Annotated in this window: 18 protein-coding genes; 7 read left to right on the forward strand and 11 right to left on the reverse strand. The window is 38.1% G+C overall.

Annotated elements, in window-relative coordinates; all coding sequences use genetic code 11:
• Nucleotides 1-158: 158 nt before the first annotated feature.
• From potD to potA, 5 genes are all read right to left on the reverse strand, one after another.
• On the reverse strand, nucleotides 159-1214 hold the full coding sequence (gene potD, locus C9J45_RS06475) for a spermidine/putrescine ABC transporter substrate-binding protein PotD (RefSeq protein ID WP_107208207.1): 1056 nt from the start codon (nucleotides 1212-1214) through the stop codon (nucleotides 159-161).
• Nucleotides 1215-1518: 304 nt separating this feature from the next.
• Nucleotides 1519-2556, reverse strand: coding sequence for an extracellular solute-binding protein (locus tag C9J45_RS06480; RefSeq protein WP_107292318.1), 1038 nt, complete (start codon nucleotides 2554-2556; stop codon nucleotides 1519-1521).
• Nucleotides 2557-2740: 184 nt separating this feature from the next.
• Nucleotides 2741-3511, reverse strand: coding sequence for a spermidine/putrescine ABC transporter permease PotC (gene potC, locus C9J45_RS06485; protein WP_045084112.1), 771 nt, complete (start codon nucleotides 3509-3511; stop codon nucleotides 2741-2743).
• Nucleotides 3511-4368 carry a spermidine/putrescine ABC transporter permease PotB gene (potB, locus tag C9J45_RS06490; RefSeq protein WP_045128969.1) on the reverse strand — a complete coding sequence of 286 codons (858 nt, stop codon included), beginning with the start codon at nucleotides 4366-4368 and terminating at the stop codon, nucleotides 3511-3513. The genes potC and potB overlap by 1 nt, the downstream gene beginning before the upstream one ends.
• Nucleotides 4352-5470 carry a spermidine/putrescine ABC transporter ATP-binding protein PotA gene (gene potA / locus C9J45_RS06495; protein ID WP_045129697.1) on the reverse strand — a complete coding sequence of 373 codons (1119 nt, stop codon included), beginning with the start codon at nucleotides 5468-5470 and terminating at the stop codon, nucleotides 4352-4354. The genes potB and potA overlap by 17 nt, the downstream gene beginning before the upstream one ends.
• 444 nt (nucleotides 5471-5914) lie before the next feature.
• Here potA and C9J45_RS06500 point away from each other — a divergent pair, with 444 nt between their 5' ends.
• Together C9J45_RS06500 and pepT are read left to right on the forward strand one after the other, a co-directional pair.
• Nucleotides 5915-6745: a hypothetical protein gene (locus C9J45_RS06500; RefSeq protein ID WP_107208209.1), complete on the forward strand. Its 831-nt coding sequence runs from the start codon at nucleotides 5915-5917 to the stop codon at nucleotides 6743-6745.
• Between the two features lie 265 nt (nucleotides 6746-7010).
• Nucleotides 7011-8240 (forward strand): peptidase T, encoded by a 1230-nt coding sequence (gene pepT / locus C9J45_RS06505; RefSeq protein WP_107292319.1) that lies wholly within the window; start codon nucleotides 7011-7013, stop codon nucleotides 8238-8240.
• A 65-nt stretch (nucleotides 8241-8305) separates the two neighbouring features.
• On the opposite strand, the gene C9J45_RS06510 is transcribed toward pepT, so the two are convergent.
• Nucleotides 8306-8551, reverse strand: coding sequence for a hypothetical protein (locus C9J45_RS06510; RefSeq protein ID WP_107208211.1), 246 nt, complete (start codon nucleotides 8549-8551; stop codon nucleotides 8306-8308).
• Between the two features lie 251 nt (nucleotides 8552-8802).
• On the opposite strand from C9J45_RS06510, the gene C9J45_RS06515 reads away from it, so the two are divergent.
• The gene (locus tag C9J45_RS06515) at nucleotides 8803-9402 is read left to right on the forward strand and encodes a sugar O-acetyltransferase (protein WP_107292320.1); all 600 of its coding nucleotides are present in this window, start codon (nucleotides 8803-8805) and stop codon (nucleotides 9400-9402) included.
• Between the two features lie 75 nt (nucleotides 9403-9477).
• Complete coding sequence (locus C9J45_RS06520) at nucleotides 9478-10272, forward strand: Cof-type HAD-IIB family hydrolase (protein WP_107208213.1); 795 nt, start codon at nucleotides 9478-9480, stop codon at nucleotides 10270-10272.
• Between the two features lie 65 nt (nucleotides 10273-10337).
• On the opposite strand, the gene C9J45_RS06525 is transcribed toward C9J45_RS06520, so the two are convergent.
• Nucleotides 10338-11009, reverse strand: coding sequence for a flavin reductase family protein (locus tag C9J45_RS06525; protein WP_107208214.1), 672 nt, complete (start codon nucleotides 11007-11009; stop codon nucleotides 10338-10340).
• A 164-nt stretch (nucleotides 11010-11173) separates the two neighbouring features.
• The gene (locus C9J45_RS06530; RefSeq protein WP_107292321.1) at nucleotides 11174-12658 is read right to left on the reverse strand and encodes a carboxypeptidase M32; all 1485 of its coding nucleotides are present in this window, start codon (nucleotides 12656-12658) and stop codon (nucleotides 11174-11176) included.
• Nucleotides 12659-13015: 357 nt separating this feature from the next.
• On the opposite strand from C9J45_RS06530, the gene C9J45_RS06535 reads away from it, so the two are divergent.
• Nucleotides 13016-14191 carry a D-alanyl-D-alanine carboxypeptidase family protein gene (locus C9J45_RS06535; protein WP_107208216.1) on the forward strand — a complete coding sequence of 392 codons (1176 nt, stop codon included), beginning with the start codon at nucleotides 13016-13018 and terminating at the stop codon, nucleotides 14189-14191.
• 198 nt (nucleotides 14192-14389) lie between these two features.
• A complete protein-coding gene (gene ttcA, locus C9J45_RS06540; protein ID WP_107208217.1) occupies nucleotides 14390-15283 on the forward strand; it encodes a tRNA 2-thiocytidine(32) synthetase TtcA in 894 nt (297 codons plus the stop codon).
• A gap of 63 nt (nucleotides 15284-15346) precedes the next feature.
• On the opposite strand, the gene C9J45_RS06545 is transcribed toward ttcA, so the two are convergent.
• Both C9J45_RS06545 and C9J45_RS06550 read right to left on the reverse strand, forming a co-directional pair.
• The gene (locus tag C9J45_RS06545; protein ID WP_107292322.1) at nucleotides 15347-16105 is read right to left on the reverse strand and encodes a hypothetical protein; all 759 of its coding nucleotides are present in this window, start codon (nucleotides 16103-16105) and stop codon (nucleotides 15347-15349) included.
• 3 nt (nucleotides 16106-16108) lie between these two features.
• Nucleotides 16109-17839, reverse strand: a complete 1731-nt coding sequence (locus C9J45_RS06550) for a trypsin-like serine protease (protein WP_107292323.1) — start codon at nucleotides 17837-17839, stop codon at nucleotides 16109-16111.
• Nucleotides 17840-18005: 166 nt separating this feature from the next.
• Between C9J45_RS06550 and C9J45_RS06555 the strand changes: the two genes are divergently transcribed.
• A complete protein-coding gene (locus tag C9J45_RS06555) occupies nucleotides 18006-18305 on the forward strand; it encodes a hypothetical protein (RefSeq protein ID WP_107292324.1) in 300 nt (99 codons plus the stop codon).
• Nucleotides 18306-18349: 44 nt separating this feature from the next.
• On the opposite strand, the gene uspE is transcribed toward C9J45_RS06555, so the two are convergent.
• The gene (uspE, locus tag C9J45_RS06560) at nucleotides 18350-19291 is read right to left on the reverse strand and encodes a universal stress protein UspE (RefSeq protein ID WP_107292325.1); all 942 of its coding nucleotides are present in this window, start codon (nucleotides 19289-19291) and stop codon (nucleotides 18350-18352) included.
• Between the last annotated feature and the right edge of the window lie 190 nt (nucleotides 19292-19481).

Below are 19481 nucleotides of genomic sequence, written 5' to 3' on the forward strand. Positions count from 1 at the left end.
TATAGCTTATATAGAAATTCTGAATCAAAACTGTATGAGTAAATTGTCATAATTATTGAATGGTTATATGATTTTATTAGGTTATAGATAACCGTCTGACTCAAATAAAAAAACCGAGTATTTAGCTCGGTTTTTTTGCATTTAACGATGAGTGGCTATTATTCACCAGCTTTTAGTTTTTGGAAGTATTCTTCGTAAACTTCAGTCATAGGACCAACGCTGTTCTGCCATTCACCTGCATCCATTACAGATTGTGGTGGGTAGATGCTTGGATCGTTAACGAAATCTGCTGGAAGCAGTTTCTTAGCGGCAGCAACTGGTGTTGGGTAACCAATTTGTAGTGCGATCTTCGCAGCGATGTCTGGACGAAGTAGGAAGTTGATCATCTTGTATGCATTGTCGATGTTCTTCGCATTCTTAGGAATAGAGATGTTATCCATCCAGAAGATTGCGCCTTCTTTTGGCCATACGATGTCGATTGGAGCGCCATCTTTACGTGCCATGTAAGCAGAACCATTCCAAAGCATACCGAGTGATGTTTCACCAGCCATGTATGGGTTAGCAGGGTAGTCTGAGTTAAATACTAATACGTTTGGCATTAGTTTCTTCAACTCTTCATATGCTGCTTTGATTTGCTTAGGATCTTCAGTGTTACCAGAGTAACCAAGTTTACGAAGCGCTACGTGGAATACTTCACGTGCATCATCCATCATCATTAGCTGACCTTGCCATTTAGGATCCCATAGGTCTGCCCAGCTAGTGATTTTAGACTTGTCGATCATGTCTGTGTTAACACCGATACCCGTTGCTCCCCAAATGTATGGAATAGAGTAGTCGTTGTTAGGATCAAAAGGTTTATTTAAAAAGTTAGGATCTAGACCTGCGAAGTTTGGAATTTTAGAATGGTCGATTTTTTGAAGCATACCTTCATTACGCATTTTAGCTACATAATAAGTAGAAGGAACAACAAGGTCGTAACCTTTATCGTAGGTCTTTAGCTTGGCGTACATCGTCTCATTCGACTCGTAAGTCGAATAAATAACTTTAATGCCTGTTTCTTTTGTGAACTCTTCTAAAACATCTGATGGGATGTATTCAGACCAGTTGTAAAAGTACAGCTCATTAGATTTATTGCTATCATCGGCAGTCGCAACGTTCGAAAACATTGACATTGCACATGCAGCACCGGCCATTAATAAAGACCATTTTTTCATTGTGTTAGCTCCTAACTAAACAGGATATCGAGAGTGTTCTCTAGCGGTATTGACCGCTTCTCCTAATTGGTTGTCGACGCATGATACATGCAGAAACAGATGTTGATTATAAAACAGAGTTATTATAGCAGAGATTATTCGTCGAGCGCATCACAAAACAAGAGTAATTTGTCTGTTAAATTCCGCTATCATATTGATAAATAACAAACATGATAAGTAAAACCTTAGAAAATAACACAACTAACCATGTTTATTAATAAATAACAAATATAAAAAAAGCTGCCATTGGCAGCTTTTGTTTTACTTATTGATCCGCTTTTAATTCAAGGAAATAATTTTCGTAGCGGATATTCATGTCACCAACTGAATCTTGCCACTCACCACGATCAAGATCTTCTTGTGGTGGGAATAGAGTTGGGTCATCTTTATATTTAGCGTTAGATTTTTCTACTGCCGTGAGGTAGCCGGTTTGCTCTGAAATTTGAGCGGCAATATCTGGGCGTAGTAGGAAGTCGATCATCTTATGTGCTGCTTCTACATTCTTCGCGTTTCTAGCTATTGCTAAACTATCAACCCAGAAAATACCGCCTTCTTTTGGCCAAACAAGTTTAATTGGTAAACCTTCTTTTTGTGCTGCTGCTGCCGAGCCATTCCACAACATACCTAGACCCACATCACCCGCTAGGTAAGGCGCTGCAGGGTTATCTGAGTTAAATACCAGTACGTTTGGCATGAGTTTCTCAAGCTCTGCTTTCGCTTCGTCAATTTCTTTTGGGTTGGTAGTGTTGCCAGAGTAACCTAGCTTACGTAATGCAATATGGAAGACTTCACGGGTGTCGTCCATTAGCATTAATTGACCTTTAAGGTCAGGATCCCATAAGTCTGCCCAGCTGTCGAAATCTTCTGGGTCGTACATATCAGTATTAACCGCAAGACCTGTCATTGCGATTACGTGTGGAATTGAGTAATCGTTATTTGGATCAAAAGGTTTATCTAAGTAGTTCTTATCAAGCTCAGTAAAGTTCGATAGCTTTGATTTATCAATTTTTTGCAACATACCTTCGTCGCGCATTTTCGCAACAAAGTAAGTTGATGGCACAACCAGATCGTAACCTGTAGGGTGGGCACGAAGTTTTGCATACATGGTTTCATTCGACTCGTAAGTCGAGTAGATCACTTTAATACCTGTCTCTTTCGTGAATTGTTCACGAAGCTCAGTAGAGATATACGGCCCCCAGTTCATAAATACTAACTGTTTGTCTTTCTCTTCTTCTGAAGCAAAAGCATTAAAACTTGCTGAAAGTAGGGCTGTACTAATAACAAGAGATGACCATTTTTTCATTCGAGTGTCTTCGTAGTGAATGCGATAAAAAGTGGCCGAAATTTAGAGCAAGTTTCCGTTTTTAGATAGCAAAAAAGTGTTTGAAAATGTTACAGGAGAATATATTTAAAGGTCATTGAATAATATGTAAAAAAAATGGCTAACTGAATACAGTTAGCCATTTAGCATTAGCTGTTGTTGATGCTTACTTTATTTTGTCTCGAGCCAGTAATTGTGAGCAAATAACCAGAACAAGAGAAACTATCAACATCACTGTCGCTAGGGCGTTCACCTCAGGTGAAATACCGACTTTAACCATTGAGTAAATCTTCAATGGTAAGATTTCGTAAGTTGGACCCGTTACGAACGAGCTTACAATTACATCATCTAGCGATAGGGTGAAGCTTAATAGCCAACCTGCAGCAACTGCGGGTTTAGCCAATGGTAGGATAATCTGCTTTAAGATAACCCACTCACTAGCGCCCAAGTCACGTGCTGCTTCAAGCATTTTCACATCAAAGCCTTTTAATCGGCTGTAAACTGTTACAACAACAAAAGGTAAACAGAATGTGATATGAGAAAGCAATAGCGTTAAGAAGCCTAAGTTCGCACCCAATAGTAAGAACAGTGCAAGTAGCGAGATTGCCATTACGATGTCTGGAGACATCATAACGAGAAATAGCATACCTGATACAAACTTCTTACCTTTAAAGTTATAACGAAATAAAGCAACAGCCGTTAAACTACCAATTAGGGATGCTGCTGTTGCAGAGAACACAGCGATAGTGATCGAGTGTCCTGCCGCTTGCATTAAACTGTCATTGTTAACCAGTTGCTCATACCATTTAGTGGTAAAGCCACCCCATTTCATACCGAATTTGCTTTCGTTGAATGAGTTAACAATCAGGATAATGATAGGGGTATATAAAAATGCATATACCACCGACATAAAGCTAAATTTAAACAAGCGTCCCATTATTCAAGCTCCACTTTTTTGTTCAGCAACTTACCTGCACGGTAGTAGGCATACAGCATAATTGCCATTGCTAACGTAAGGGCAATACTTGTTGCAGAACCAAATGGCCAATCTCGCGCGTTTAAAACCTGACTCTTAATAACATTACCAATCAGTAAGTTCTTCGCGCCGCCTAAAAGGTCGGAAACGTAGAACATACCCAAAGCAGGCAGTAATACCAATAAACAACCTGCAATAACACCAGGCATGGTTAGTGGGAAGATCACTTTAATAAAGGTTTGAACCTTATTTGCGCCCAAGTCGCGAGCTGCTTCAATGTAGTTATTATCAAGCTTTTCGATAGCGGAGTAGAGTGGTAGCACCATAAATGGTAGCAAGATATACACTAAACCGATCATTACTGCGTACTCGGTGTACATAATACGCAGTGGCTTATCGATAATATCGAGATACATTAATGTGTTATTTAAAATACCACGCGTACCCAACATCAGTTTAAGGCCATATGTACGAATTAGAGAGTTAGTCCAAAATGGTACGATAACCAAAAACAGCATAAATGGACGCCATTTCTCTGGCATTTTTGCAATGGCATAAGCAAAAGGGTAACCAATTACTAAACACAGAATGGTTGCTGTGATTGCCATGTAAAAAGAGTGCCAAAGTACTTTTGCGTACAGTGGATCAAACAGTCTTTCATAGTTATCAAACGTGAAGACCATTTTGATTAGATTTGCATCATCACGCGTTAGGAAACTCGTTCCTATAATCATTAAGTTAGGTACAAATACAAACAGTACTAACCAACTAACAACTAACGCGATAATGAAATTCTGTAAATTAAACTTCTTGCTCATCAGCGAGTACCACTTCCCAACTTTCAATCCAAGTAATGGCAACTTTTTGGTCAAGAGAGTGGTCTACGTCAGGGTCATCTTCGTTGAAGAATTCGCTAACCATCACAGACTTGCCAGACTCTAACTGCACCACAGAATCCAATGTCATACCTTTATAGGTACGTTCACGAACATAACCCACGATGCCGTTAGTTTCGTCACCGTTATGGATCTCTTCGATAAGAATGTCTTCAGGTCGAAGTAATACTTTAACCTTATCACCAACATTCACATCTAAATCACAGTGGATCAATGAGTGGCGACCTTCAACATCAGCCATGATACGTTTTTCGTCTAAACGCTCTTTAACTGTTGCATCAAATACGTTGATTTCACCGATAAAGTGGGCAACAAATAAATTCGTTGGTTCTTCATAAATTTCACGAGGTGAACCATCTTGCTCAACGTGACCATCGCGCATAACAATGATGCGATCAGACATAGATAAGGCTTCTTCTTGATCGTGTGTTACGAAAATAAAGGTAATGCCTAACTTACGCTGTAGTTGTTTCAACTCAAGCTGCATCTGTTTACGTAATTTGTAATCAAGTGCAGACAGTGATTCATCAAGTAAAAGAACTTTTGGTTTGTTTACAACCGCACGAGCAATCGCAACACGTTGTTGCTGACCACCGGACAGTTGATGAGGTTTACGAGGGGCAAACTTTTCAAGTTGCACCATACGCAATGCTTCCATTACACGCGGCTCAATATCACTCGCGGGTACTTTTTGCATGCGTAAACCAAACGCGACGTTCTCAAACACTGTCATATGTGGGAACAGTGCGTAACTCTGAAACACCGTGTTTACTAGACGTTGTTCAGCAGGAATGTCTGTAACATCTTTGCCATCAATGGTGATCTGCCCATCATCGGCAGTTTCAAATCCAGCAATTAGACGAAGTACTGTGGTTTTACCACAGCCTGATGGACCTAGAATGGTTAGAAACTCACCATTGTTTACGTTTAGGTCCAAACCTGAAATGATCTGCTTACCGTCAAAGCTTTTGCTAAGACCCTTCAGCTGAATGACAGGTTTCTGAGATGTTTTTTCAGCGTTCAATTCTACGTTATCTCCACCCTGGGATTATTTGGTTAAATCCCAACATTTTGGCTTTAAAATAAAGGGCGCATGATAGACCTGTAGTCTTTCAAATTAAAGCGTTTTTTCACTAATTTTAATGCAAAGATGTAATATTTTTCATCGTTAAGTAGTGAAATCCCTTATATGGTGTCAGTCACTTTATCGATTTTATAAACAATCTTTTACTAACATGTCGGTAATATGATTATTCAAAAAACTATCGTTATAATAAAAAACCTTATTACAGCTTAGTCTTAATAGTCGATCTTTAAATGAAAGACGATTTTATTATCAGCTTTTTTGACTTTTTTGCATGAAAAACACACAAATTAGTCAGCTTGACTGTTTTTTTATCTTAGAAATGTTTTTGTCTTACCCTCTCTGAAGTACAATGCCGCCATTACACCAATAACTGACATGAGTATGAAAGAGCCAATTAATCGAAGCTTCCACATTGGTGGGTCTATTGAAAAAGCATTGAAGGGGGAAGTGGAGCTACAACCCGTCACTGTTTTAGTTGAAGCATGGAAAATCACAGGGAAGAACATTTTTAGCTTTTTGCCTGCCGTAATTTGCTTGTTTCTTGCGCAAGTTGCATTATTACTTTTAGGGCTTGAAGTTCAATTAGGTAGCCCAACGGTTTTTTTTGATGCTTTCATTACAGGGCAGGGATTTACCGCTGAAATACTAAAAGCGGGCTTTATGGCTAATTTTTGGTCTGATGTGCTTATTGCGCCACTCTATGCAGGGGTTAGCCTAATGGCATTAAACCATGCGGTTGGTTTACCAACCAAGCCAAGCCAGATCGTTAAAGGGTTTTCTTTTACCCTTGTTTCATTAATTACCATGTTACTGCTTTCTTCTATTCAAGGACTAGGTAGCAGTGTTTTCCCATTAATTGGCTTGTTCCTAACAATGGCATTAAGCATGGCTATTTTATTAGTGTGCGAAAAGAAAGTATCACCAATAAAAGCGATTCAATACTCTTTTATGGCAACGATCCGTAAAGTATTGCCAATGACGGCTATCTATATTGTGATCATGCTAATGTTCTTTATCTCGATTGCTACTGCAGGTATCGGATTGATTTGGACATTACCTTTCTTCTTTAACGTGAAAGGGATTATTTATCGCAATATGTTTGGCGTAACATTACAAGTTACTTCTGTGGCAAAAAGTGATGATGAGCAACCTCCACAAGATGGCGGTGAGCCACCAGTTGATAAGATAGATAAAGATGTCTTTAATGCGTAAAGCATAAGTTTAAAAAAAAGCTCCTAGGTTAGGGGCTTTTTTATTATTTGAATAACACCCTAACGCACTATAACTTTATATTTAATTAATAAAATAACGAACAGTAACTAATAAAAATCATGATTCAATCATTTTAAAAGCTTTAATAGGGCATATTGGCCTAAATACCCGTCTATTCATATTAAAACTGATACATCGCAAAAATAGTAATTAACTTATCCGTCATAATTTATTACGCAAATAAATAAGCTATGTAAGGTTAATGATGGATAAGTTACTTGAACGTTTTTTACGATATGTTCGCATCGAAACACAATCTGATTGTGATGTTGCATCATGTCCGAGTACTGCAGGGCAATTTAACCTTGCACAACAACTAAAATCTGAAATGGAAGAGTTGGGTTTATCTAATATTTCATTAGATGAACATTGCTATTTAATGGCACGTCTTCCTTCAAATGTTTCTGCTGATATTCCAGCTATTGGTTTTATTGCTCACATGGATACAGCACCTGATGCTTCAGGTCTAAATGTTAAACCACAAATTGTAGAAAACTATCAAGGTGGTGATATTGCATTAGGCATTGGTGATGAAGTGCTATCTCCCATTCAATATCCCGACTTAAATAAGTTACACGGTCACAATATTATCACTACCGATGGTACAACACTGCTAGGTGCGGATAATAAGGCCGGGGTTGCTGAAATCATGACTGCCATTGCGTATCTTGTGGCACACCCTGAAATTAAACATGGTGATATTTGTATTGGTTTTACACCTGATGAGGAAATCGGACGTGGGGCTGATCTATTTGATGTTGAGAAGTTCAATGCACAATGGGCTTACACCATAGATGGTGGACCTATAGGTGAATTAGAGTTTGAAAACTTTAATGCAACCTCTGCTGATGTGATTTGTCATGGAACCAATGTTCACCCTGGAACTGCGAAAGGTAAGATGGTGAACTCAATGAACATTGCCGCGCAGTTTCAGTTAATGATGCCCAGCAATGAAACGCCAGAAGCTACAGAAGGGTATGAAGGTTTCTACCATTTAAAATCAATGAAACCATCTGTCGCTAAAACAGAGTTAGGCTATATCATTCGTGATTTTAGCCGTGAAGGGCAAGAACAACGTAAAGCCTTTATGCAGCAGAAAGTTGATGAACTAAATCTACAACTTGAAAAAGGGCGTGTAGAGTTAGTGTTAACCGATTCATATTTCAATATGCGTGAAATGGTAGAGCCATATCCACATATCATTGAATTAGCGAAATCAGCAATGATTGAATGCGACGTACAGCCAGAGATCAAACCGATTAGAGGTGGTACAGACGGCGCGCGTTTATCATTTAAAGGATTACCATGCCCGAATATCTTTACTGGCGGATATAATTTTCATGGTATTCATGAGTTTATTACTGTCGAAGGGATGGAAAAGGCAGTAAATGTGATTATAAAACTGGTTGAAAAAACAACAGAAAAATATAGCTAATGCGTTGTAGCTAATTAAAGCCCCTAACATGTTTTAAATCATAATAAACGTGTTAGGGGGGTTTGTTATTCGTGATCTGTGCCTTTAAGTATTTCGTTTAGCTTTTTCAAAATAGTATGAACGGCGTGTCCTTTTGTGACTTCACCACCTTGCTCAACTTCAATTTTCTTTTTACCGTATAAGCCGGTTTCTTCTTCAGCGATATGAAGCCAGTCTGGATGCCAGTAAAAAGATTGACCGCCATCTGTGATCCAATTATGTACACCACAATTTTCACCACGGTAGTTAAGATCTTTAGCTTGGTAAGCCATACTTTATCCTTTGTTTTATAGTCAGTTATGTCAGAACAATATAGAAAATCAGAATACTAAACCGTGATCTAAGTATAATATTTATAGTGAATGTAACCAATTATTAATATAAATAATGGGATTAGATTCTCACGTTTCGTTCTGACTAACTGTATTTGTGATGAGCTTTTGAATCTCATTACAGCAGTCTTCCCAACCCAAATTGTCAGTATTATTCTAGCGTTATTATTAATGTCTTAATAAGGGCAACGATGGACACCCTCGAACAAGTTCATAGTCAAAAAGTCTACTTTTGTACCGATGAAGCGTTAGCAAATGCACAAGTACAATGTTTGGAAGTGCTGTATGACTTTAATCAAACTCGACCTTCTGAATATGATAAGCGCCAAGCTATCATGAAAGATTTGTTTGCTGCTGTGGGTGAGAATTGCTACATCGAGCCACCGCTACGTGCTAATTGGGGAATCAATACACATATAGGCAATAACGTTTACGCTAATTTTAATCTTACCTTGGTTGATGATACCCATATCTATATTGGTGACAGTGTCATGATCGGACCTAATGTCACTATTGCAACAGCAGGTCATCCTATCGACCCTGATCTTCGTCGCGATGTGGCCCAATTTAATATTCCAGTGACGATTGGAAATAATGTCTGGTTAGGTGCACATGTGGTGGTTTTACCGGGTGTGACAATAGGTGAGAATACGGTGATTGGTGCGGGTAGTATTGTTACCAAAGATATTCCTGCCAATGTGGTTGCAGTCGGAAACCCTTGCCGAATATTAAGACCGATTACTGAGCACGATAAAGAGTATTACTATAAGAACCGCCGGATTCATGAGTAATTATTTCTATTCATTTACAATGATTGCTCTCTAACAGGTAAAATAGTGTGATAAACACTCAGTGGTAAAGGTTATATGACAGCTTCAATTAAATTTATTGCAACAGACATGGATGGCACGCTGCTTTGTGAAAAAAAGCAATTACCATCGGATTTTTATGATGTATTCAACCAACTACAGCAAAAGAATGTGCTATTTGCTGCGGCATCAGGGCGTCAATATCAAAGCCTAGTGAATACATTTGCTCCAATTAAAGATGATATGATCTTTATTGCTGAGAACGGTACATTAGTAATGTATCAAGGAAAAGAGTTGTATAGCTCAACTATCCCAACCAATGAAATTCACGATATTCTTAAAACTGTTAAGCAAGTACAGGACTGTGACATTGTGTTATGTGGTAAGAATGCAGCCTATACCGAAGCCACCAGCGAACAAGCTTTAGATGAAATTCGTAAGTATTACCATAATCTTGAGTTAGTTGATGATTTACTGGCTGTTGATGATGAGTTTATTAAAGTCGCGGTTTTAAATTTCAATGGTACAGAAGAGCATGTTTATCCAGTGCTATCACCGCAATTTGGTGGCACACATCAAGTGGTCGTAAGTGCGAAGATTTGGCTTGATTTAATGCATAAAACAGCGTCAAAAGGCGCCGCAATAAAGTACTTACAAAAAGAATTCGGTTTTACGTTCGAGGAGAGTATGAGCTTTGGTGATTTCTTCAATGATGTAGAAATGCTTAAAGAAACTTACCATAGCTATGCAATGGACAATGCCCATCCTGAGATAAAAAAATTAGCTCGATTTGAAGCGCCGAGTAATAACGAACAGGGTGTAATGACGGTTATTAAGAAGACAATATTATAATCAGCATCTTAATCTAAAGTTATAAGCCTCAATATATTGTTTTAACAATCATTGAGGCTCTACTTTTACTCTTTAATAAAAAAAGCATTACCATCAATATCGAGTGGTACGATAGGTTTATCGGGTTTTGCGTAACTTAAACGTCCAACACTTTGCGTTACGTGGTAGTTATCGAGTCCAGAAAGCGTCATTAAGTCTAGGCTTTCAATATTGATATAGCCATCTTTTCGTAGTGCGTATTTAGGTAAAATCACTCGCTCAATTTCTCCAATAATCATATATGTACCATTAGATGGAATAGGTATGATTTCGACTAACCTTAAGCCTATTTTTATTGGACTCTCTAATACAAATGGCGCATCAAAATGATTGTCATAGAAAGGGGTGAGACGCGTTTCATTAAATTCTGACACATCTTTAGGATAGCGAGCAGATGTTTGATGGGCTCGTTGGTAGAATTCCTCAGATACAGCGTTAATTGTGTATTGTTCGGTTTGCTGGATGTTTGTATAAGTGTGTCGTTCGACGGTGTTAGGACGTAATATAAAGCCTAATAATGCAGGTGATGATCCAAGATGGATAACAGAACTGACAATGGATACATTTTCATTTCCATCTTTATCTGTCGTTCCTATAAGGTTGGCGCTTTTAAAACCAGGTAAAGAGTTTATTAATTGAACTCTTTGACGTTTTTCCATTGTGTGAATATCACGTGTTGATAATCGAATATTATCCATATATTACCTCAGGTTTCTAAACGTTAAGTTTTTTACGCCTAATGACTGAGTGTGGATCACCTTGATAATATGAATAATAAAGAAATGAAAGAGTTATAAAGCCATAGTGAGTTATGGTTAACTACTTAAAACACTATGGCTAATATTTAACCTGATTTAATGCATCACTGGTTATAACGAGCCATTAAATGCTGTTTAAAAAAACGAGGATTTAATGTTTCGCCTGTCGCTTGTTTTACTAATTCATCCGTTGAAAGTGTACATCCTTTTGACCAGATATTCGTTTCAAGCCATGTAAAAATAGGGGATAAATCACCTGATGTAATTGCAGCTTCAACATCTACTACTTTCTTCATTGCAGCCATGAATTGTGCGGCGTACATAGCACCCAGCGTATAAGATGGAAAATAACCAAAGCTACCATCTGTCCAGTGAATATCCTGCATACAGCCATCTTTGAAGTTACCTTTCGTATCAATACCAAGATAAGCTTGCATTTTTTGATCCCAAATTTCAGGAATATCGTCAACTTCGATTATACCTTCAATAAGATCACGTTCAATTTCATAACGCAGAATTACGTGGGCTGGGTAAGTTACTTCGTCAGCATCAACACGGATAAAACCCGGTTTAACGCGAGTATTAATAGTGTTGAGGTTTTCAGCCGTCAGCGCACTATCGGTTTCACGATTAAATGTTTTCTGTGCTAATGGCGCCAGTTTTCTTGCAAAATCAATATTACGTGAAAGCTGCATTTCAAAAAACAGCGACTGACTTTCATGAATCCCCATTGAACGAGCTTGGCCTACAGGCAGATCTCGCCATTGATGTGGTAAACCTTGCTCATAACGTGCATGACCAGTTTCATGAATAACGCCCATTAAGGCTGATGTAAAGTCAGTTTCGTCATAACGCGTTGTAATACGTACATCGGTTGATACACCACCACAGAATGGGTGAGTACTGATATCTAACCGCCCATGATTAAAATCGAAGTTTAATAGTTTCATGACGTCTAGACTAAGTGCGTTTTGCTCGGCAATCGGGAATGTTCCGGTTAAAGGCAATACGGCGTCATTCTTCTGCTTGTTTTGCACATCTTGAATAAGCTGCGGCAACCACGATTTTACATCAGCAAAAATACCGTCAAGAATTTCAGAAGTCATTCCTGGTTCGTAAAGATCGAGCAGGGCATCGTATAGACTTAATCCTGTTGCTTTAGAGCGAATAGCCGCTTCTTGACGTGCAAGTTTCACAACAGGAGCGAGGTTTTGTTTAAATCCTTCCCAGTCATTTTCTTTACGTTGGGTACGCCAAGCATGCTCACATTGTGAGCCTAATAAGGATTTTTGCTCCACTAGCTCGGCTGGTAAAATGTTATGCATCATCCATTGACGTTTTAACGCAGCAAGGCTGATACGTTCAGCATTAGATAATTGCTCTTTTTCTGCTTGTTCAAACCAATCAGCAAGATAATCAGCGGTTGATAATTCATGTGTAATAACCGCAAGTTCAGCCATTGCTTCCGAGCGAGCTTCAGCACCACCACTTGGCATCATTGCAGCTTGATCCCAACCACATATTGCGCTTAGATGACCTAAACGCGATAACTTACGAGCATGCTGTTCTAATTTTAGATAATAGCTCATTTCACATCCCTAATGTTTAGCTGTTAAAAACATCACTATATTATGTATTACTTATTGAATAGTCAGTAAAAAAGTACGAAAGGTTCATTAAAATAGGGAAAAATTTATAACAACGTGAGCAATAATAAAAAAACACGATAGAGGCAGTATTAAACGTTTATATTTTTTTTTATTAACGCTATAAATGTAAAGATGGCGTGCAAATCGTAAAACAGTGTTACAAAAGGAAGTTTTTCATATTGCAAACGCTATAATGAGCCTCAACTAATATACCTATTTGAACTATTTTACGAACTTATGATGTTGTAAATAGTTATATTAGATTGTTTATCGTATTTTTAAGGGATTTTGCCTCAAATGAAAAAGACATCACCGCTTTTTTCTCTCGTTGGTGTAACTGCGCTTTGTACTGTGTCGTTTTCATCATTAGCAGCACCTTCTGTTATTCCAGATGCACCGACATTAAGTGCAAAGGGTTATGTATTGATGGACTACAATACAGGCCAAGTATTAGTCGAGAAGAATGCTAACGAAAAATTAAACCCTGCAAGCTTGACGAAATTAATGACTAGTTATGTTGCTGGTCAGGAAATGCAACAAGGCAATATCAGTAAAGATGATATTGTTGTTATTAGCCGTAACGCATGGGCACGTAATTTCCCTGATTCTTCGAAAATGTTTATCGAAGTAGGGAGTGAAGTACCACTAATGGACTTGTTCCGTGGTTTGATTATTCAATCAGGTAACGATGCAAGTGTTGCACTTGCTGAACACGTAGCTGGCTCTGAGCAAGCATTTGTGGGTTTAATGAACTCATGGGCTAAAAAGCTAGGAATGAATGCTACACATTTTGCGAATCCTCATGGTTTAGATCACAGTGATCTTTATACTACACCGTATGATATTGCATTATTAGGCCAAGCGTTAATTCGCGACTTACCATCAATTTATCCGCTATACAGTGAGAAATCATTTACATATAACAACATTACCCAACGTAACCGAAATGGTTTGTTATATGATAAAAGCATGAATGTTGATGGCATGAAAACCGGCTACACAAGCGGTGCAGGATATAGCTTAACAAGTTCTGCAACTGAAGGTGACATGCGTTTAATTGCGGTTGTGATGGGAACAAAAAGTACCAAAACCCGTGAAAGAGAAAGTAAAGCCTTACTAAATTACGGTTTCCGATTTTTTGAAACAGTCGTGCCACATAAAGCTGGCGATAAAATCTTATCTGAACGCGTATGGTTTGGTAATAAAGAGAACGTTGAGTTAGGTGTTGATAGTTCAAGTTATGTGACATTGTCACGTAACGACACCAAAAAATTGACAGCAAGCGTTGAGCTTAATGGTGAACTTGATGCACCGATCGAGAAAGGTGAAGTCGTCGGTAAGGTTCTTTACTCTGTTGATGGTAAAGAAGTTGCGTCTCAACCACTTGTGGCATTAGATTCAGTTGAACAAGGCAGTATTTTCAGCCGCCTTGTTGATCATGTTAAAAAGTTCTTTGCTGGATTATTTAGTTAATTTAATCGCTTTTTAAGGTTAAAGACTCGTATACAAAGAAGCTCGGTTTTAGCCGAGCTTTTTTGTGTCTATTTATCCAATGATGGTTTTCCGTAGTTTACTATTTCCTGTTGAGTCTAAAATCCGTATAATTCACGCCCTATAAATTCTTATCCAGCAATTCTACTGTCGGGATTACCGATGGTGAGAGAAGTAGTAATGAATCAGACAGATAATCGTAAAGAAGTACTTGAATTTAATAAGCTGCAAAAGCGTCTACGTCGTAATGTCGGTAACGCCATTATTGACTACAACATGATTGAAGAAAATGATGTTGTGATGGCATGTATCAGTGGCGGCAAGGACTCATTTGCGATGCTGGATATCTTATTGAACCTGCAAAAAGCAGCACCGATCAATTTTGAAGTTGTTGCGGTTAACTTAGATCAAAAGCAACCAGGTTTCCCTGAGCATATTCTGCCAGAGTACTTTTCTAGCTTAAATATCCCATACTATATCGTAGATAAAGACACTTACTCTGTAGTGAAAGAGAAAGTGGAAGAAGGTAAAACAACGTGTGGTCTTTGCTCTCGTTTGCGCCGTGGTACGCTGTACTCTTTTGCTGAGAAAATTGGTGCAACTAAGATCGCACTAGGACACCACTTAGATGATATCGTTGAAACATTATTCTTAAACATGTTCCACGGCTCTCGTTTAAAGGCAATGCCGCCTAAGTTACGTTCTGATGATGGTCGTAATGTTGTTATTCGTCCATTAAGTTACTGTCGTGAAAAAGATCTAATTAAGTACGCAGAGCATAAAGCCTTCCCAATTATTCCTTGTAACCTGTGTGGCTCTCAAGAAAATCTACAACGTCAAAGTATTAAAGCGATGTTAATTGATTGGGACAAGAAAACACCAGGTCGCGTAGACGCTATCTTTAAATCTATCCAAAACATCAGTCCAAGCCAGTTAGCTGATAAAAATCTATTTGATTTTGTTAACTTGCCATTAGATCGTGAAGGTGAGAAGGCTGAGTATGCCTTTACTGAAGCGACGGTTTCTTCAACAAACATTGATGAGTCGATGTTTATTGATGTGACTAACGTTTAGTCACTACGTTGTTAAAATAATGGGCTAATAAACTTTGCCAAATGCGACAAAGAATTTAGCCCTTTATTTAAGAAGCTCAGAAAACGCCTCACTGTTTCTTTTTACTGCATTATCGTTGTTACTCATCAACTGACTTTTACTGGTTATCCATCCTTTATTATTCACGGTTCTTAAGTGGTATTCGTCATTATTGTCAGTAATAAACGAACCTTCTGTTAAGTTACTTATTTGTGTAATCTTCCCTATATCTTGGCGTTGTGTGTTTTGAAGATCCCATGATGTTACCTTGTCACTTATTGTATTTATCTTTGAGACTATTATTTGTTGTTCAGCACCATTTGGCATGGTGAAAACTAAGCTATCACCAATAGTTAAAATACTGAGTAACTCATCATTTATTTCCACAATACTTTCAATCGGTAGTATTGATATTCCTTGTTCTTGTTTCACTTTGTCTAGTAAATTGGGGCGGTAAAGCCAGAGATCTTCGCCTGTTAATAGATTAATCGGTGTATCAATTGTTGTCGCTACTTGATGATCATAACTATGAAGTTGTGGGTTACCTTCTAGATCTTCTTCAGCGACATAAGAAGGATCATCAATGATTATTTCTTCTTCCATACTTAATATTTTAAAATCTTTGGGCGCTTCAGCAACCTCATAAAGGTTTTTTGTTAATTGATTCTTATTTATTGTACGTGATGTATCACTTACAATTTCAGGTGTTTTTATTTCGTTAGCTGTTTTGTCGGGTTTAAAAATAAAGACACAGAGCAACCCAACAATCAGCGCTAAACCAGTATATTGGATCACTCTTTTCATACATTACTCGGTAATATTTAATTTAATATCAAGGTGTAAGTCTTTAGTGAACCCACGCTTATGTAAGCCCTTCACGTTAACGGATAAAGATCCAGAATATTCACCAATAGGTAAATCTTTATTGTCATCAGCGATAAAGCTCACACGTAACTCACCATAAACAGGGCGCATATAACGACAATAGGCGGCATTGTTCATTATTGTCCACCCACAACCCATATAGCGTTCTCCGCGCAACATAATAGTTTGTTGTTCTCCGGTTTCTGTATTCGTTACATTTACTTTCAAACGACTATAACCTCGGTTATAGCGACGCCAAACCACACGATTACGGTTCATTTTATTATCAGATAGATAATATACGCTGCCATAAACATCTTTTTCATAACGAGGAGAAACGTAAGGTGTTGAATCAGTAATGACTCCGTCACTTGGAAGTGCAGAAGTAATCTCGATATTTGTTGCAACGGTTACTTCATCTGAGTAAGAGCGGTTATAGAGACTTTTTACCATTAAACTAAAATCACCACTGTAAGTACCGATAGGCAATGTCGGATTATCTGCTTGAATAAATTCTAGTTTAAGTTGACCTAAGTTTGGCGCAGGGTAACACCATGCACTGTTATTAATACGTCCCCAGCCACAATGTGTTTTACGTTGACCTCGCAACCAGACTTCATGTTCTGTATTGTTTTCTTTTTGGGTTAATGCAACGGAAAATTTGGTCATTTTTCGTGGATAACGCCAAACAAATCGTTCAGGTCCAGAAACAACATTGTCGCCCTTAACATAATAAACAGAGCCTCGTACACTTTGCTCTAAAGGATCGGTTTCTATCGGTGCTTCATGGGTTAATAACCATGCAGGTTCCTCAACTGGCGGCTCATCTTCAATATCATCTACGGTTTTTAATACAGGAACGACACCTTTTAACCAATCAATATGTAAAGCAATAGGGACGTGACCTGAATACCCATATTGCCAGCCATACCACCATGACGAAATACCGACAGCAACAGGGTGTTCATTACGTTGTTGCCAAATCGCAGAGCCACTATCACCTGGGCTTGCAAATGCCCATGCGTCTGTATTCTCAATGGCCTGATTTATTAAACAGTCTTGGTAATAATAACGAATATGTCCTTCACCATGTCGCTTACCAATATAGCCAAGTTGACCTAATGAACGTGAACCGAAGATACCAAATCCTGTGAAGGTAGTAGGGTTAAGTAGCAAATCAGTATTTAAATTATTGTCGACAAACGGTTGCTTAATGACATCACCATTTGCATCTAGGGGATCGGAGACTTTCGGGATTTTTGCGACCGCTATGTCATCACTGCAGCCAGTAAAGGTACGAAAATAGTTAGTAGAAATACCTGCAGCAATAATCGTCCCATCTTGTTGTTTAAACGAGACATATTGACCTGAATATTCTGAAGAATCAGAGCCTGATAAACAGTGTGCAGCCGTTAGTACATAGCTATGAGATTCATCACTCCCAAGCCATGTACCTGAACAATATCCGCTACCAATCACTAAACCGACGGAGCGAAATTGTTCAACATTCGCATTTTGTTCTAATACGTTACTAACATTATTGACGACACTTGGATCTAAACTTCCTCCTAATTCAATGTATTTACTATCATTAATGCCTAATGAAAAAGCAGAAGCTGAAAACAACAGGGTGAGACAGCATATATAACGACTTAAAAAATGATAACTATTCATGACGTTAACCAGCCTAAAACGGTGTGTTTTTAAGAGTAGATTATCAATAAGAAGTCATTTTTATCAAAAATAAGACATTGTCAGTGGCACAACACATACCTAACAATATTCTTTGTGTTTTTAAGCTGATAACATGATTGGAAATATTTCGACGATAGAGACATGCATGTTACGCAGTATTTTAATCACAACGAGCCTTGTATTCATGATGGGTTGTAGCTCTCATCAAGCACAAGAATTGGGGCTAGGTGGTGGGCAAGTTAATGGCTATGCGCAAAATATGACAAATGCTCAATTGTGCAGCATTTATTTAAAAGAACGGACGTCAAATCAGACTCGATCAGCTATTGCTTCTGAATGGAGTCGTCGCAAGTTAAGTCGAGCATATTGTAAAGAAAAAGCCAATGAGTGGTATCTTACCAAATTTGCCAAATGGCTAACGCTACAAGAATCTGAGAAGAAATAAATCGCATTCTATAAGAGAAAGGCCTCAATAGAGGCCTTTCTTACTTAATCGATATTAGGTGCTAATGGACTAACGTACCCATCAGGTTTTAAAGCTAATAAATCACAATTTAAACTATCAATCGTATTTTCAGCGGTATTTCCTATAAATACAGCCGATAATCCAGTCCGACCTGTTGTTCCTAATATAACAAGTTCTGCTTTTATATCTTCAGCAACTTGAGGAATAATATCTTCAGGTAAACCTTCAAGCACATGAGTTTGCTCTTCACTAATTCCAAATTTTTGACGGAGTGCTTTCATCGTCGTTAGGTGATACCCACGTACAGCATCGGTATAACTAGCAGGATCAAATTCAGGTAATTCAATCGTAATATTTACCGGTGTTGCAGGGTAAGCATTAACTAAATTAACTTCGGCATTAGCGATAGAAGCAAACGCAAATGATTCTTTGACGATTTTTTCGTTAAGCTCCTCGTGAGTTTCATCATCGGTAGAGATATTGACGCAACCTAATACTTTGCCGTGCTCAGGCCAGTTATTACCTTTAACTAAAAGTACAGGAATAGGGCATTTACGAAGCAGATGCCAATCTGTTGGTGTGAAAATCACAGAGCCTAAACGATCATGTTCATGAGTAGCTTTGATAAGTAAATCAATGTCTTGGCTATATACATCAGCAATGATGGCCTCATAAGGACGATTATGCCAAACCACTTTAATTTCTATATCAACGTCTTTTTCTAAGTAAGGCTGAATGATTTCCTTTAACCACTCTTCTCGCTGCATTACCACACCGCGACGCATAGCATCACGTTCGTCTGATGATAACATTGACGTCATTTCATAAGAGAAATCATAAATAGCTAAGAAAATAATAATTTTTACATCTTTGCTCATTTTAGCAAGATGAACAGCGCGCGAGATCGCTGGTTGTTGTTCTTTTTCAGGATCAGCGACGACTAAGATATTTTTATACTTTTGCATAATGCCTCCTTTACACAACTGTGTAGGCAATCTCTTGATAAGTTGAATTTAAAACAGGTATAACAACGGCTATGTACTTAGATATCAAAAGATTAAATAAATCCTTATAAATACTGTAACCTAGAATAGAAAGATATGGGAACGATAATAGAGAAAATTATGTAAACTTTGATACGCTGGACAAATAAAT

Origin of the sequence: Photobacterium sp. GB-1 (assembly GCF_003026165.1) — a bacterium.
Lineage (GTDB): Bacteria > Pseudomonadota > Gammaproteobacteria > Enterobacterales > Vibrionaceae > Photobacterium.

Excerpts from the sequence above, each read along its gene's own strand:
- potD (WP_107208207.1), bottom strand. The coding sequence starts at position 1,214 with ATGAAAAAATGGTCTTTATTAATGGCCGGTGCTGCATGTGCAATGTCA.
- C9J45_RS06480 (WP_107292318.1), bottom strand. The coding sequence starts at position 2,556 with ATGAAAAAATGGTCATCTCTTGTTATTAGTACAGCCCTACTTTCAGCA.
- potC (WP_045084112.1), bottom strand. The coding sequence starts at position 3,511 with ATGGGACGCTTGTTTAAATTTAGCTTTATGTCGGTGGTATATGCATTT.
- potB (WP_045128969.1), bottom strand. The coding sequence starts at position 4,368 with ATGAGCAAGAAGTTTAATTTACAGAATTTCATTATCGCGTTAGTTGTT.
- C9J45_RS06500 (WP_107208209.1), top strand. The coding sequence starts at position 5,915 with ATGAAAGAGCCAATTAATCGAAGCTTCCACATTGGTGGGTCTATTGAA.
- pepT (WP_107292319.1), top strand. The coding sequence starts at position 7,011 with ATGGATAAGTTACTTGAACGTTTTTTACGATATGTTCGCATCGAAACA.
- C9J45_RS06510 (WP_107208211.1), bottom strand. The coding sequence starts at position 8,551 with ATGGCTTACCAAGCTAAAGATCTTAACTACCGTGGTGAAAATTGTGGT.
- C9J45_RS06515 (WP_107292320.1), top strand. The coding sequence starts at position 8,803 with ATGGACACCCTCGAACAAGTTCATAGTCAAAAAGTCTACTTTTGTACC.
- C9J45_RS06520 (WP_107208213.1), top strand. The coding sequence starts at position 9,478 with ATGACAGCTTCAATTAAATTTATTGCAACAGACATGGATGGCACGCTG.
- C9J45_RS06525 (WP_107208214.1), bottom strand. The coding sequence starts at position 11,009 with ATGGATAATATTCGATTATCAACACGTGATATTCACACAATGGAAAAA.
- C9J45_RS06530 (WP_107292321.1), bottom strand. The coding sequence starts at position 12,658 with ATGAGCTATTATCTAAAATTAGAACAGCATGCTCGTAAGTTATCGCGT.
- C9J45_RS06535 (WP_107208216.1), top strand. The coding sequence starts at position 13,016 with ATGAAAAAGACATCACCGCTTTTTTCTCTCGTTGGTGTAACTGCGCTT.
- ttcA (WP_107208217.1), top strand. The coding sequence starts at position 14,390 with ATGAATCAGACAGATAATCGTAAAGAAGTACTTGAATTTAATAAGCTG.
- C9J45_RS06545 (WP_107292322.1), bottom strand. The coding sequence starts at position 16,105 with ATGAAAAGAGTGATCCAATATACTGGTTTAGCGCTGATTGTTGGGTTG.
- C9J45_RS06550 (WP_107292323.1), bottom strand. The coding sequence starts at position 17,839 with ATGAATAGTTATCATTTTTTAAGTCGTTATATATGCTGTCTCACCCTG.
- C9J45_RS06555 (WP_107292324.1), top strand. The coding sequence starts at position 18,006 with ATGTTACGCAGTATTTTAATCACAACGAGCCTTGTATTCATGATGGGT.
- uspE (WP_107292325.1), bottom strand. The coding sequence starts at position 19,291 with ATGCAAAAGTATAAAAATATCTTAGTCGTCGCTGATCCTGAAAAAGAA.